This is a genomic window from Ruegeria sp. AF2 (assembly GCF_056542025.1).
The window spans coordinates 239,418-252,776 of sequence record NZ_JBQFZC010000001.1; the positions used below are offsets into that span (position 1 = coordinate 239,418).

Below are 13,359 nucleotides of genomic sequence, written 5' to 3' on the forward strand. Positions count from 1 at the left end.
TATGCAAATATGAGCCGCAAGGTTCTGTTGATCGAGGATGAGCCCAACATCACCGAGGCGATCCGGTTTCTGCTGACACGCGAGGGGTGGCAGGTTGAAACCCATGCCGAGGGAACGGATGCGGTGCAGGTGATTCTGTCCGCGCGGCCCAATCTGGTGATTCTGGATGTGATGTTGCCGGGAAAAAGCGGGATGGATGTACTGCGCGATCTGCGCGAACATGATGAAATGAAGGCGTTGCCGGTTTTGATGCTGACCGCGCGCGGGCAATCCCGCGATCGTGAAATGGCCGAGCAGGCAGGGGTCAGCCGATTCATGACCAAGCCGTTTTCGAATACCGAAGTCCTGACAGCGGTGCGCGACCTGCATGCGCAGGCGTCTCAGTTATGAGCTCCGCGGGCGACGGCAAAGATCGGCCCTCGCCAGTTCGTCCGTCCCTGTTTCTGGAACGGCAAAGCTATCGTCGGCGCAGGCTGGCGGATGCAGCGCGGCTGCTGCCTTTTCTGGGTGCCGCAATGCTCGCGCTGCCGCTTCTATGGCCGGATGACAGCGCAGGCGCCGAGGCTCTGTCGCTGTCGACGGCCATGTTCTACATCTTTGCGTGCTGGGGTGTTCTGATCCTGATCAGCGTGATCTTCGGCTTCGTCGCCAAACGCATGACCGCGCGCGAGACTGCCGAGCCCGAGGCCGAGACATGGCAACCCTGAATGTCCTGATTCTGGTCTGTCTGGGCTATGTGGTTCTTCTGTTCGGCGTCGCCTTCGCAGCGGACAGGCTGGCTGCGCGTGGCGGCGGGAAATGGTTGCGTTCCCCGCTGATCTACACCCTGTCACTGTCGATCTATTGCACTGCATGGACGTTTTATGGCGCGGTTGGCAACGCCGCGCGTTCTGGGCTTGAATTCGTAACCATCTATCTGGGTCCTACACTGGTGATGATCAGCTGGTGGTGGGGCCTGCGCAAACTCGTGCGCATCGGACGCAGCCAGCGCGTGACGTCGATCGCTGACCTGATCTCGTCACGATACGGCAAGTCCAACACACTGGCGGTCTGCGTGACCATTCTGGCGGTGTTGGGCGGCACGCCTTATATCGCGCTGCAATTGCAGTCGATCACACTGTCCTTTTCGATCTTTGCCGAGGCCGATCCCTCAGGTCTCTATCGCGAAGGCTCCAGTGTGTTCTGGGTCGCGGCGGGCTTGGCCGTCTTCGCGATCCTCTTCGGGACGCGCAATCTGGATGCCAATGAGCGCCACCACGGCGTTGTTACCGCTATTGCGTTGGAATCTGTGGTGAAACTCTTCGCCCTTCTGGCCGTTGGCATCTTTGTTGTCTGGGGCGTCGCTGGCGGCTTGGGGCCGATGATGGATCAGATCGATGCCTCGGAAATTGGCCAATGGCATGTGGATGCCGGGCGCTGGACCACTTTCATTTTCCTTTCGGCGGCGGCCTTTGTCTGCTTGCCGCGGATGTTTCAGGTCATGGTGGTCGAGAATGACGATGAGAGCCACCTGCGCACCGCCGCCTGGGCCTTTCCGCTCTACCTGCTGCTGATGAGCTTGTTTGTCGTGCCCATCGCCGTCGTTGGGTTGGACCTGATGCCCGAAGGCTCGAACCCCGACTTGTTTGTGCTGACCGTGCCGCTGTCGCAGGGCAATGACTGGTTGGCGATGCTGTCGTTCATCGGCGGGTTTTCGTCGGCCACATCAATGGTGATCGTTACCGCGATGGCGCTGTCAACCATGGTCTCGAACCATGTGGTCATGCCGATCTGGCTGAATACGCAGGAAGGCACCGCGTCGGTCTCTGGTGATGTGCGAACAGTCGTGCTGATGGCGCGGCGCGTCTCGATCGCGGCGATCATGGCGTTGGGCTATTTCTACTTCCAGCTTTCGGGGGGCGGGGCTGCCCTGACCTCGATCGGGCTGGTGGCCTTTGCCGGGATTTCCCAGATTCTGCCCGCACTGGTGGGCGGCCTGTTTTGGCGCGGCGCGACCCGAACTGGGGCGTTGGTCGGGCTCAGCGTCGGGTTCTTTCTCTGGATTTACACACTGCTGCTGCCTGGCATGGGTGGCGGCATTGTCCCGGCATCGGTGATTGAAAACGGACCCTTCGGCTGGGGCTGGCTGCGCCCACAGGCGTTGTTCGGGATCGAAGGGATCGACCCGATGGTGCATACGGTCATGTGGTCGCTGTCGCTGAATACAATCGCCTTCTGCGTCGCCTCGATGCTCAGCTTCCCCAGCCCGCTGGAACGCCTTCAGGGTGCGCAATTCGTAAACGTATTTGACCATTCGGTTTCAGCCCGTGGCTGGACCGGTTCGGTGGCGCAAAGCGAAGACCTGATGATCATGACCCAGCGGATTCTGGGCACTATTCCCGCGCAAGAGTTCTTTCAAGCCGAAGCCGAGCGCCAGAATGGTCGCCCCGGACGACTGCCCGAGCCTACGCCGCAGTTTCTGGAACGGCTGGAACGCGAACTCAGCGGCTCGGTCGGGGCCGCAACCGCCCATGCGATGATCGGTCAGATCGTTGGCGGGGCGTCTGTGTCTGTCGAAGACCTGTTGGCCGTTGCCGACGAGTCCGCGCAGATGTTGGAATATTCCAGCCAACTTGAGGCGAAATCGACTGAGCTCAGCCGCACAGCGCGGCAGTTGCGCGAGGCGAATGCCAAGCTTACGCAAGTCTCGAAACAGAAAGACGCGTTTCTTAGCCAGGTCAGCCACGAATTGCGCACGCCCATGACCTCGATTCGGGCGTTTTCTGAAATTATGCGCGACACCGATGGCCTCAGTGCCGAGGAACAAATCCGTTATGCTGCGATCATACATGATGAATCGCTGCGTCTGACCCGGCTACTGGATGATCTGCTCGACCTTAGCGTGCTGGAAAGCGGCCAGGTTAGCCTGAACATGGGCGAAGCCACCCTAAGCGAAGTTCTGGACCGCGCCGTTTCAAGCGCGCTGGCGGGCAGTGATCGAAAGATTGGCGTACGGCGGGTGCGCGCAAGTGAACGTATCCCGCTGCACACGGATCTCGACCGGCTGGGGCAGGTGTTCATCAACCTGATTTCCAACGCCCAGAAATATTGCGACGCCATTGAACCGGTGCTGACCATCTCGGCCCATGATGTCGGCGGGCAGGTGGTAATCGATTTCATCGACAACGGCGGTGGTATCCCGGCCGAGGCGCAATCGATGGTATTCGAGAAATTTGCCCGCGTCGGCTCGGACAAGGCAGGCGGGGCAGGGTTGGGGCTGGCGATCTGCCGAGAGATTATGCAGCGCCTGGGCGGCGAAGTTGCCTATCTGCCGGGGCAGGGAGGGGCGGCCTTCCGCGTCAGCCTTCCGCTGGCTTTTCGTCAGGCCGCGCAATGAGGGCGTCATAAAGACATTCGTAACCTCCGCCGGGTTAGACAAATTGTCATCGCATCGACAAACGGCGGAACGGGGCCATGACCACATCAGCACTGGCACGAAAGCTTTCAGCGGGGCAATGCGGTGCCGACACGCCCCGCTCGGTCCTGCGCGCCTTGCGGCTGGGGTTGGCACGCGCCTCCGGCGAAAGCATGGGGCTGGCGCTGTCGGTCATCGGGGCAAAGCAGGCCGTACGTTCGCAGGAAGATGTCGCCGACCGGCTGAATGAGGGGTGGTTGATGCTGCTGTTTACCTCGGATCAGGGCGGCCTGGCTGCGGCCTGTCTGGACCCGGGTTGCGTCTCTGCCATCGTCCAGCAGCAAACGATTGCCATGGTCACCTCTGACCCACCACCCGAGCGTGCGTTTACCGACACCGACGCTGCCATGGTCGCCCCTCTGATCGAGGATATGCTGAGCAGGGCGCTGAAACTGGTTGAGTCCCCGGCAGACATGGCCAGCCTGTCCGGGTATGAGTTCACCTCACGCGCCGAAGGTCGGCGCGCACTGAACCTGGCGCTGGTGGATGAGGTCTATCGCATGTTTGATCTGACGGTCGAACTTGCCGGTGGTCCACGTCAGGGCGAGGTCTGTATCCTGCTGCCCGAGCGCCCGCTCTCGGATCAGGAACAGGTTGCGGATATCACCCAATCGGGGGTGAATCTGGATCAGGCATCCGGGGTAATTCGGGCTGAGCTGAACACCGTGATCTGCCGCCTGTCTTTGCCGTTGACAGCGCTTTCGGAATTGTCCGTCGGGGATGTCCTGTCGCTGCAAGGCGCGCGGGTGGATGGGGTTGAAGTTCTGTCAATCGATCGTGCCCGAACCGCCATCGGACGTCTGGGACAGTGCGGCGGAATGCGTGCGGTACGGATCAACGAACAAGGCCCTCCTACTGCGTTGCCCGCCAAGGACTGCGCCGGATTTCTGGCCAGCAAATCAAGCTTGACGCCCTCGGCCCCGGATGACGAGATGTCGTCCCCGCTTGATGACGATATTGTAGCGCATGATCTGACGACCGAGGATTCCCTCCTGGAACCCGACGACTTGTTGCCTGCCAGTTCCGAACAGCGTGTCACGGAAATCTCGCACCTCGCCGGTCTACCAGCGCCCGAAGGCAATGGCCGCGATTAAGGGGCTTACCCGCGCCCTCGCAGCTGTTCCAATGCCGGGCGCAACCCGTCGAGCGCATAGCCTGCTTTTCCGGTCGCATCGAGGATTTCATCCGTGCTTAGCCGATCGCACTGTCCCAGCGCCCAGACCACCGAACATCGTGTGCCAGAGGCGCAATAGGCCAGAACCGGCCCGCTGCAGCTTTCGGCCAGATCGCGTTGCAGCGCCACGTTTTCCGGTGTCATCGTCTGGTGTGTCAACTCTAGAACCTCATATTCCATCCCGGCCTCGCGAACGGCTTGACCGATGGCGTCTGACTGCTGATCCGGCGGAACTTCGGTATTGGGACGGTTGCAGATCACCTTGACGAAACCGGCCTCGGCAATGGCTGGCACGTCCTCCACCGAGATCTGAGGTGAGACGGCGTAGCGGGGGGTTATCGGTCGAATCTCCATGGCAATTGCTTAGGCTGCGTCGGCGATCCTGTCCAGTTGCGCACCCAGCTTTGGTGCCGCAAACATGCCCGCGATCATCGCAATCAGGAACACAATCCCGCCAACGCCTCCATATCCAAGCGAGGCCATCGCCGGGCCCGGGCACAAACCCGCCAATCCCCAACCGACGCCGAACAGGACCGACCCGACGATCAGACGGCGATCCAGTTCAACACGGGGCGGGGCGGGGAACTGTCCGCCCACAAAAGGGACCCTGTTCCGTGTCAATCGCCACGCCACCAGCATCGGCAGGATCGCCCCGCCCATGACAAAGGCGAGCGTCGGGTCCCAATTGCCGAACACATCCAGCCACCCCTGCACCTTGGTGGTGTCGGTCATGCCTGAGATCAAAAGCCCGATGCCGAACAGCGATCCGGCGAGAAAAGCAAACACTGCGCGCATTAGATCACCCCCAAAGCATGGCGAAACAGCGCAACCGTCAGGCCACCTGCAAGAATGTAGAACACCGTTGCGACGATCCCGCGCAACGAGAAGCGAGAAATCCCACAAACGCCGTGACCCGACGTGCAGCCATTGGCGATCCGTGTTCCAGCCCCCACCAGCAGCCCAGCAAGGATCACGATCGCCAGATCCGGGGTCAAATGGGTCTCGGCCTGCGGCGCAATCAATGGGCGCAGCAATAAGGGCATCCCGATCAAGCCAGCGACGAAAGCCAGGCGTTCCGTTAATACGCTCCGGTCGCTGCGTTCCAACAGCCCGCCCAATATGCCGCTCGCCCCCATGATCCGCCCATTACACAGCAGATAAACGCTGGCACCCAGCCCGATCAGCAGACCACCAGCCAGACCCGAAATCCATTCGATATTCATTGTCTCATCTGCCCTCGTATCAAAGCTTATTGACTGGGATTTTCATGAAAACGTCGCCCTGCTCATCCGCTGGTGGCATCTGACCGGCCCGCATATTGACCTGCAGCGAGGGTAAAATCAGGCGCGGCATCGCAAGGGTTGCATCCCGCGCATCGCGCATCTCGACAAATTCTTCGACGCTGCGGCCCTGACCGATATGAACGTTCAGCGCCTTCTGTTCGCCAACTGTGGTCTCCCACGCGTATTCATCGCGACCAGGCGCTTTGTAATCATGGCCTACAAAAATCCGCGTCTCGTCAGGCAGAGACAGGATTTTCTGGATCGAGGCATACAGGTCCGCCGATGACCCGCCGGGAAAATCGCATCGGGCAGTTCCGAAATCCGGCATGAACAGCGTATCGCCCACAAACGCCGCATCGCCGATCACGTAGGTCATGCAGGCGGGCGTATGGCCTGGCGTGTGCAAAACGTCCCCGCGCATCTGGCCGATGTGAAAGCTGGACCCTTCGGCAAACAGTGCATCGAACTGGCTGCCATCACGCTGAAACTCGGTGCCTTCGTTGAAGACCTTGCCGAACGTGTCCTGAACGACCACGATATTCTCGCCAATCCCGATCTGACCACCCAGCTTTTCCTGTAGGTAAGGGGCTGCTGACAGGTGGTCGGCATGGACATGGCTTTCCAGAATCCATTCCACCTTCAGTCCCTGTGCCGTCACATAGTCGACAATCTGGTCGGCCGAGCTGGTGTCGGTCCGCCCCGAGGCGTGATCGAAATCCAGTACACTGTCGATGATGGCGCAGGCCTGCCCCTGAGGTTCCTGCACAACGTAAGAGACGGTGAAGGTCTGCGGGTCGAAAAAAGCTTTCACACTGGGCGTCATGGGTTCCTCCGTTCAGCTTGCATACATATAACAATATTGGAATATGTTTAAAGCCCCTAATCACGAGTTGATGTCTGTCAAAGCAATCTCCGCAATTTGAGCGTATGCTTTAGGCGACCACGGACATATTGACGGTTTTTTGCCTGAATAGGCAAGAATTCGCGATGTTTTGTTCCGGTCTCGTGCTCGTCTTAAACTCGTTACCTATATCAGGCACATTGGCACCATATGGGAGGAAGGAAATGACTGCTCAGGATCTTTTTACCGAAGCGGAACGGCTTGAACAAAAGCTGAATGGTGCGTGTCTTGAGACCCGGCTAGAGCTTCAGCCACATGTCAGCATGGTTCTGGATAAAATGCGCGCGCAGGGGGTTCATATCCCATCGCGCTTGCGTCGGCTGGATGCTGCGCTATGCGAAGACGTGCTTGAAGCGCGGTTCGACAATATGCCGATCTGATCGATCTGGTTATCCCAGCGAAATGCCCAGGATAACCATCATCAGCCCAAGTACCGACAGGAAAAGCGACGCCAGATTCCAAGGCAGAACCCCCTGAACTGCAGCGCGCAACTCGTCATCCGTCAGGTTGGCTTTGCGCGCTTTCATCACTTGCAGGATGCACCAGACCAGACCGACCAGCCCGGCCACAGACAGGGCGGCCCCGCCCCAGACGATAATGTCGAACATGGTTGTTTACGCTCACCCTTTGAATCCGTGACCGCGCTTATCGGATCGGCGCAGGTCAGACAAGCCCGCCGTGCAGAATGCACGCTTGCGGTCGGGTCGGTGCCGATGTATCCGGCACCTTATTTTCAGCCCTTGGGAGAGACGCAGATGGAAGACATCACCGAAGATCAGGCCGCAGCCAACTACCGAGTGACCGCAGGCGAGCTGCGCCAGTTCGTCGAACGGTTCGAGCGTCTTGAGGCCGAAAAGAAAGATATCGCTGACCAGCAGAAAGAGGTCATGGCCGAGGCCAAGGCCCGCGGCTACGACACCAAGGTCATGCGCAAGGTCGTCGCTCTTCGCAAGCGCGACAAGGACGACATCGCCGAGGAAGAGGCGGTACTGGAAATGTACAAGGAAGCGCTGGGCATGTAGCGCCAGCCGCTTACGGGTTCAGAAAACGTATATCTGGCATGGTCTGCAGCCGTGCCAGATCCTGCTCATAAAGCTCGGTAAAGGCGGTAACGATATCTTCGTTCCAGCCAGGCAGCTCCACCTCTTCTTCGATTTCATCCGTCAGCGCATGCTGCTGAAACATCTGCGCCAGCCTGCCCCTGAGCACGGGATCATTGGGGGCCGCTTGATGCTCTAACAAGCTCTGAATCTCCTGTTTGCCCATGTCTGAGACAAGTGAGGACAGCAGAGCGTATTCCTGTTCCAGCGGCGTGTCCTCGGGTAGCCCTACAAGTGCGCGCGCGATGTCGCCGCAGATCAGCGGCGAATCCTCGTTGCTCCACAAAGTGATTTTGACATCTGGTGCTAGGTCGCGAATGTCTTCGATCATGGCGAGCCAACTCAGGCAACTCAGATCGGTGGTGGCAATGATATGCTCGCGCTCAGGCGCCGACAGCAGCATCAGCACCTTGGGAATAAAGCTGCCGGGATTACGTAGCCCCACGAATAGCTCAACCGTCGAATCGCTGAACAGATTATCCAGATAGGCCAACCTTTGACCGGCATTCGCGTAAAATTGCCCATCCATGATGATGGAAGGCCGTTCCCCCAGGTAAAGCGCGCTCGACAAGATCGCCCGGTCGACCTGCTGCCCATTGGGGAACAGTTTATGAAATCGCGCCAGTGTATCCTGATGTGATGGCCGGTCGGCAGAGGGTTTCAGCGCAGGTCGAAAGATCTTTCTGAACGGACGAAGCCCCCAGAAGGCAGTATGATTTCCCGCAACCAGATCCGCATTCGCCTGCAGTAGATTGAGCAGGTGATCATGGTCGGTAAAGTGCGCTCCGGCTTGGATGACCATCTGCATATCGGAATTGTCCTCACCTCGGTCGGGATCGCCGCTTGGGTTACAACCTGTCCCCGGTGCAGTCAAATTCGGATGAGGCCTGATATTACTGTTATCCTAAGGCAAACCAGCACAAAGTTAAGATGACCCGAAATTTCGGGCTTGCAGTCGCTGTTCCGAGATATTAATCGACACCCAGTGCCCCTATAGCTCAGCTGGTAGAGCAACTGATTTGTAATCAGTAGGTCCGCGGTTCGAGTCCGTGTGGGGGCACCATCTCTTCAGATATCTATGTATATTTGCTCGATCTGGCTCGCGACCTATGTGGTCATGGGGGCAAATATAGGGGAACAGAAGATTCAGTAGTCGCGCTTTATTGTGCGTCAAATCTTACTGTGATGCTCCGCGCTCATCGCCCGTTTTCTACAATTAAAACACGGCCGTCCAATGTCGGGGTTTACCAGGAACCCGGCACCCGCAACCATCGGAAACCAGCAAATATCGCATTAAGCGCTCGACCGTTAGTCTTCTTTATTAAGTTTTGATTAATCTCGAATCAAACAGACGCTGATATCTTGTACGCTAGACGCGCCAGAGCCACTTACTCAGATAACTATTTGGTATTTGAGAGGCAATCGAGATGAACAAAGCACTGACAACCTGTGCGCTTGCGACCTCACTGCTCTTGGCTGCTTGCGGGGCTCCGACGACGCCAACTCAGGCGCAGGTACAGCAAGACGCCCGCTGCGCTGCGGGAATCCTTGGTGGCGCTGCCCTTGGGGGAGTGGTTGGAAATCGGTTCGGTGGCGGTACAGGCAAGACACTCGCGACTGCAGCAGGTGCAGGCGCTGGGATGTATGCAGGGCAATCAGCTTGCAATTGACAACCTTGCAATAAACCCTCTTACCCCAAGCTCGTTTTTGGCTCCGCAAATATTGTTTTCGCAGGTCATTTAGTTGCCCTGTCTGGCGGTTGCGCGCCTAGCTTCCTGGATGTGCCAAATTCAAGGTCAACTGGCTCAGCAGCAATCCCATTACTGCGTCGTTTCTCGCCGATGGGGTTCGCGGGTCGGAACTGAGAAAGCATAACCGTTATGGGGCAGGGTATAAGGGCCTTGCCCCTTCACGCGGTATCCTTCGATTGATTGTTATCCAATCACGGCTCGGCTGGGCGTGCTTGCTCGGGGCGCACTTCATCATCCGCCACTTCGTCCGAAGGTTTCAAAAACAAGGGCGGGTCTTCGGGCTCTTCCGAGATTGGGGCAGGGGCGGCAGGAGTTTTGGCCAAAACCTCTTCGGGTCCCGGGACTGCGCGCGCGGTTGGGGCGGTGTCCTCTTCGACGAGTTCGGGCTGTTCAGGTTTTTCCAACGCCAGAGCCCGGCGGAAAACCAACACGTTGCGCCAGTTGGTGGTTGACCCGGTCAGCCCCGAACGTTCTTCGCTGGGCAGCAATTCGGCGCGCTGATACTCCCAGCCATCCTGTCCCATCTGGTTCAGCAGTTGCTCGATCGAGGTGGCAAACCGGCCCTCGGGCGTTTTCACGCCCTTCGCCTTGGTGCCCTTTTGCGGAGCGGGGACAACTTTGTATTCGTAGCGCTGCATCAACTGGTCCTGATTGCCGTGTCGGGGCAAATTAACATTTTGACAGGCGGGCGAAAGCCAAGATCGCGCATTGGCGAATTTCGGCCCGCACTGTTGCTTTAGCCTCGCGCCGCTTTGCTGACCAGCGACAGGCAGGTTTCTGTAGCGACTGCCATGTCCTGCACCGAAATCCACTCTAGCGGTCCGTGAATACACTGCATGCCCGTGAAGATATTAGGTGTCGGTGTGCCAAATTCGGTCAGGCGCGAGCCGTCGGTGCCACCCCGGATCGGCACCGAGACCGGCTCGATCCCTTGTTCACGGCAGGCCTCGCGGGCCACATCAACCGGCGTCATGTCCTTTTCGAGCCAATAGCGCATGTTGCGATACTGATGGGAGATGTCGCAGGTGATGGTCGCACGCGGCTCGGTGGCCTGTACGGCGGCGCAGACTTGTCGGACGATCTCGCGCTGGGCTTCCAACGCATCCATCTCGAAATCGCGCAGGATCAGTTTTATCTCCATCTCGGACGAGCCGCCGTTCATATCGGTGACATGGATGAATCCCTGGCGCCCATCCGTCACCTCGGGCGTCATCGTTGCCTGAGGTAGGGTCTGCACGATCTTTGCAGCCAGATGTGCCGCGTTTACCATTTTGTCTTTGGCTAGCCCGGGGTGGATCGACACGCCGGTAATCTTGATTACCGCGCGGTCGGCCGAGAAGCTTTCGTATTCGATTTCACCCAGTTCCTGCCCGTCCAGCGTATAGGCGAAATCCGCGCCCAGATCTTTGGGCAGCTGTTCGGTAACACCGCGCCCGATCTCTTCATCCGGGGTAAAGGCGATGCGAATCGGACCGCGCGGCACGTCCTTGTTCTCAAGCAGGTGTCGCGCCATCGTCATCAGGATCGAAACGCCCGCCTTGTCATCAGCCCCCAGTAGCGTGGTGCCTGAGGCGGTGATCAGGTCATGCCCGATCTTCTCGGCCAGATAGGGGTGTTCTTCGGGCGAAAGCACCAGATCGGGGTCATCGGGGAATGTAATCTCGCCGCCATTATACCCCTTGATCACCCGCGGCTTGACCCCGGTTGCGTTGAACTGAGGCGCGGTGTCGACATGCGCCAGAAACCCGATGGTCGGTCCTTCGGCCGTACCGGGGATGGTTGCCACCACGACGCTGTCACCAGTCATCTCAACATCCTGCGCACCGATTTCGGTAAGCTCTTGCTTCAGCAGGTTCAGCATGTCGAACTGGATTTCGGTGCTGGGGGTCGATGGCGAGGTCTCATCGCTCTGGCTGTCGATGGCGGCATAGCGCACCAGCCGGGTTTCCAGTTCCTGATCGAAACGATTTTTCATTGATGCTCACCTCTCTGACTTGGCGAGATGAGAATGCGCATTCGGGCAGGGAGTCAAGCCGATGGCTTGCCCGATTTGAGCGCTCTGAAATTAAGTTTTCATTATGTACAAGTCGAACAAACCCCTGTCCGGGGTTTGTACAACTCGGAAGATTTACGAACCCAGCTTCTTGCTGACCAGTTCGTTAACGGCCTTCGGGTTGGCCTTGCCGCCGGTGGCCTTCATCACCTGACCGACGAACCATCCGGCCAGTTTCGGGTTCACCTTGGCCTTCTCAACCTGTGCCGGATTGGCCGAGATGATCTCGTCCAAAGCGGCCTCGATCGCGCCGGTATCTGTCACCTGTTTCATGCCGCGGTCTTCAACGATCTGCGCCGGATCTCCGCCTTCGGTATAGACGATTTCGAACAGATCCTTGGCAATTTTGCCCGAGATGGCATCCGACGAAATCAGATCAATGATACCCGCCAACTGAGCCGGAGACACCGGAGACTCGGTGATGTCGTGGTCTTCTTTTTTTAGGCGACCAAACAGTTCGTTGATGACCCAGTTCGCGGCCAGCTTGCCGCTGCGCCCCTTGGCGACCTCTTCGAAATAAGCCGCTGATTCCACCTCGGCGGTCAGCACCGATGCGTCATAGTCGGTCAGGCCGAACACACTGATAAAACGAGCTTTTTTATCGTCTGGCAGCTCGGGCAGATTGGCGGCGATGTCATCCACCCATGCCTGTTCGATCTCCAGCGGCAGCAGATCGGGGTCGGGGAAGTAGCGATAATCATGAGCCTCTTCCTTGGACCGCATCGAGCGTGTCTCGCCCTTGTCCGGGTCGTACAGACGGGTTTCCTGATCGATGGTACCGCCGCCTTCGACGATGGCAATCTGACGGCGGGCTTCGACCTCGATCGCTTGCTGGATAAAGCGCATTGAGTTCATGTTCTTGATCTCGCAGCGCGTGCCCAGATGCGAAAAGTCCTGTGTTTCCTGATACTTCTCGTAAGCACCCGGCAAACAGATCGAAACGTTTACGTCCGCCCGCAGGTTGCCGTTCTGCATGTTGCCGTCGCAGGTGCCTAAGTAACGCATGATCTGACGCAGCTTGGCGATATATGCCGCGGCCTCTTCTGGTCCACGAATATCGGGGCGCGAAACGATCTCCATCAGGCAGACGCCGGTCCGGTTCAGGTCGACAAAGGACATATGCGGATCCATGTCGTGGATCGATTTGCCCGCGTCTTGCTCCATGTGGATGCGTTCGATGCGGACCATGCGCGCGGTGCCGTCACCCATCTCGACCAGAACTTCTCCTTCACCTACAATAGGCTGATAAAGCTGGGAAATCTGGTAGCCCTGCGGCAGGTCGGGATAGAAATAGTTCTTGCGGTCAAAGGCCGATTTCAGGTTGATATCCGCTTTCAGACCCAGCCCGGTGCGCACGGCCTGTTCAACGCAATACTCGTTGATCACCGGCAGCATCCCCGGCATTGCGGCGTCCACGAAGGCCACGTTCGAATTCGGCTCGGCCCCGAATTGGGTTGATGCACCCGAGAACAGCTTGGCATTGGATGAGACCTGAGCGTGCACCTCCATCCCGATCACCAGTTCCCAATCGTGCTTGGCCCCGGCAATGGTTTTGGGTTTGGGCATTTCGTATGTCAGGTCGAGCATGGCGCGCCTCATTTCCGCAGAAGTCTAAGCCTGCGTATTAGGCCCGGCGCGCCAAA

Annotated in this window: 16 protein-coding genes and 1 tRNA gene; 8 read left to right on the forward strand and 9 right to left on the reverse strand. The window is 58.4% G+C overall.

What is annotated here, in order from left to right; all coding sequences use genetic code 11:
• The first annotated feature begins 9 nt into the window (after positions 1-9).
• The 4 genes from ACR0NM_RS01165 to ACR0NM_RS01180 all read left to right on the forward strand — a co-directional run bounded on the left by ACR0NM_RS01165 (position 10) and on the right by ACR0NM_RS01180 (position 4,548).
• Positions 10-390 (forward strand): response regulator, encoded by a 381-nt coding sequence (locus tag ACR0NM_RS01165; protein ID WP_170511295.1) that lies wholly within the window; start codon positions 10-12, stop codon positions 388-390.
• Entirely contained in the window at positions 387-707 is a 321-nt protein-coding gene (locus ACR0NM_RS01170) for a hypothetical protein (RefSeq protein WP_170397170.1), read from the forward strand. Before ACR0NM_RS01165 ends, ACR0NM_RS01170 begins: the two co-directional genes overlap by 4 nt.
• Positions 695-3,376: an ATP-binding protein gene (locus tag ACR0NM_RS01175; protein ID WP_170397168.1), complete on the forward strand. Its 2,682-nt coding sequence runs from the start codon at positions 695-697 to the stop codon at positions 3,374-3,376. Before ACR0NM_RS01170 ends, ACR0NM_RS01175 begins: the two co-directional genes overlap by 13 nt.
• 77 nt (positions 3,377-3,453) lie before the next feature.
• A complete protein-coding gene (locus tag ACR0NM_RS01180; RefSeq protein ID WP_480612837.1) occupies positions 3,454-4,548 on the forward strand; it encodes a FliM/FliN family flagellar motor C-terminal domain-containing protein in 1,095 nt (364 codons plus the stop codon).
• A gap of 5 nt (positions 4,549-4,553) precedes the next feature.
• On the opposite strand, the gene ACR0NM_RS01185 is transcribed toward ACR0NM_RS01180, so the two are convergent.
• The 4 genes from ACR0NM_RS01185 to ACR0NM_RS01200 are packed head-to-tail and all read right to left on the reverse strand — an operon-like array spanning position 4,554 to position 6,734.
• The gene (locus ACR0NM_RS01185) at positions 4,554-4,982 is read right to left on the reverse strand and encodes a protein tyrosine phosphatase family protein (protein WP_170397163.1); all 429 of its coding nucleotides are present in this window, start codon (positions 4,980-4,982) and stop codon (positions 4,554-4,556) included.
• A 9-nt stretch (positions 4,983-4,991) separates the two neighbouring features.
• The gene (locus ACR0NM_RS01190; protein WP_170733220.1) at positions 4,992-5,423 is read right to left on the reverse strand and encodes a DUF6691 family protein; all 432 of its coding nucleotides are present in this window, start codon (positions 5,421-5,423) and stop codon (positions 4,992-4,994) included.
• Positions 5,423-5,851, reverse strand: a complete 429-nt coding sequence (locus tag ACR0NM_RS01195; protein WP_170511517.1) for a YeeE/YedE family protein — start codon at positions 5,849-5,851, stop codon at positions 5,423-5,425. Before ACR0NM_RS01195 ends, ACR0NM_RS01190 begins: the two co-directional genes overlap by 1 nt.
• 19 nt (positions 5,852-5,870) lie before the next feature.
• Entirely contained in the window at positions 5,871-6,734 is an 864-nt protein-coding gene (locus ACR0NM_RS01200) for an MBL fold metallo-hydrolase (RefSeq protein ID WP_170397158.1), read from the reverse strand.
• Positions 6,735-6,976: 242 nt separating this feature from the next.
• On the opposite strand from ACR0NM_RS01200, the gene ACR0NM_RS01205 reads away from it, so the two are divergent.
• A complete protein-coding gene (locus tag ACR0NM_RS01205) occupies positions 6,977-7,192 on the forward strand; it encodes a hypothetical protein (RefSeq protein WP_170397156.1) in 216 nt (71 codons plus the stop codon).
• A gap of 9 nt (positions 7,193-7,201) precedes the next feature.
• Here the strand turns inward: ACR0NM_RS01205 and ACR0NM_RS01210 are convergent, their stop codons facing one another.
• Positions 7,202-7,420, reverse strand: coding sequence for a hypothetical protein (locus tag ACR0NM_RS01210; protein ID WP_170397154.1), 219 nt, complete (start codon positions 7,418-7,420; stop codon positions 7,202-7,204).
• 147 nt (positions 7,421-7,567) lie between these two features.
• Between ACR0NM_RS01210 and ACR0NM_RS01215 the strand changes: the two genes are divergently transcribed.
• Complete coding sequence (locus ACR0NM_RS01215; RefSeq protein WP_170397751.1) at positions 7,568-7,834, forward strand: DUF2312 domain-containing protein; 267 nt, start codon at positions 7,568-7,570, stop codon at positions 7,832-7,834.
• A gap of 10 nt (positions 7,835-7,844) precedes the next feature.
• Here the strand turns inward: ACR0NM_RS01215 and ACR0NM_RS01220 are convergent, their stop codons facing one another.
• The gene (locus ACR0NM_RS01220; protein WP_480612840.1) at positions 7,845-8,720 is read right to left on the reverse strand and encodes a hypothetical protein; all 876 of its coding nucleotides are present in this window, start codon (positions 8,718-8,720) and stop codon (positions 7,845-7,847) included.
• A 179-nt stretch (positions 8,721-8,899) separates the two neighbouring features.
• Between ACR0NM_RS01220 and ACR0NM_RS01225 the strand changes: the two genes are divergently transcribed.
• A tRNA-Thr gene (locus ACR0NM_RS01225) sits at positions 8,900-8,975 on the forward strand.
• 364 nt (positions 8,976-9,339) lie between these two features.
• Positions 9,340-9,582, forward strand: a complete 243-nt coding sequence (locus ACR0NM_RS01230; RefSeq protein ID WP_170397150.1) for a glycine zipper 2TM domain-containing protein — start codon at positions 9,340-9,342, stop codon at positions 9,580-9,582.
• A 272-nt stretch (positions 9,583-9,854) separates the two neighbouring features.
• Here the strand turns inward: ACR0NM_RS01230 and ACR0NM_RS01235 are convergent, their stop codons facing one another.
• From ACR0NM_RS01235 to gatB, 3 genes are all read right to left on the reverse strand, one after another.
• Positions 9,855-10,301, reverse strand: coding sequence for a DUF4177 domain-containing protein (locus ACR0NM_RS01235; RefSeq protein WP_480612842.1), 447 nt, complete (start codon positions 10,299-10,301; stop codon positions 9,855-9,857).
• A 98-nt stretch (positions 10,302-10,399) separates the two neighbouring features.
• The gene (gene pepT, locus ACR0NM_RS01240) at positions 10,400-11,638 is read right to left on the reverse strand and encodes a peptidase T (RefSeq protein WP_480612844.1); all 1,239 of its coding nucleotides are present in this window, start codon (positions 11,636-11,638) and stop codon (positions 10,400-10,402) included.
• A 153-nt stretch (positions 11,639-11,791) separates the two neighbouring features.
• On the reverse strand, positions 11,792-13,303 hold the full coding sequence (gene gatB / locus ACR0NM_RS01245; RefSeq protein WP_480612846.1) for an Asp-tRNA(Asn)/Glu-tRNA(Gln) amidotransferase subunit GatB: 1,512 nt from the start codon (positions 13,301-13,303) through the stop codon (positions 11,792-11,794).
• Positions 13,304-13,359 lie beyond the last annotated feature (56 nt).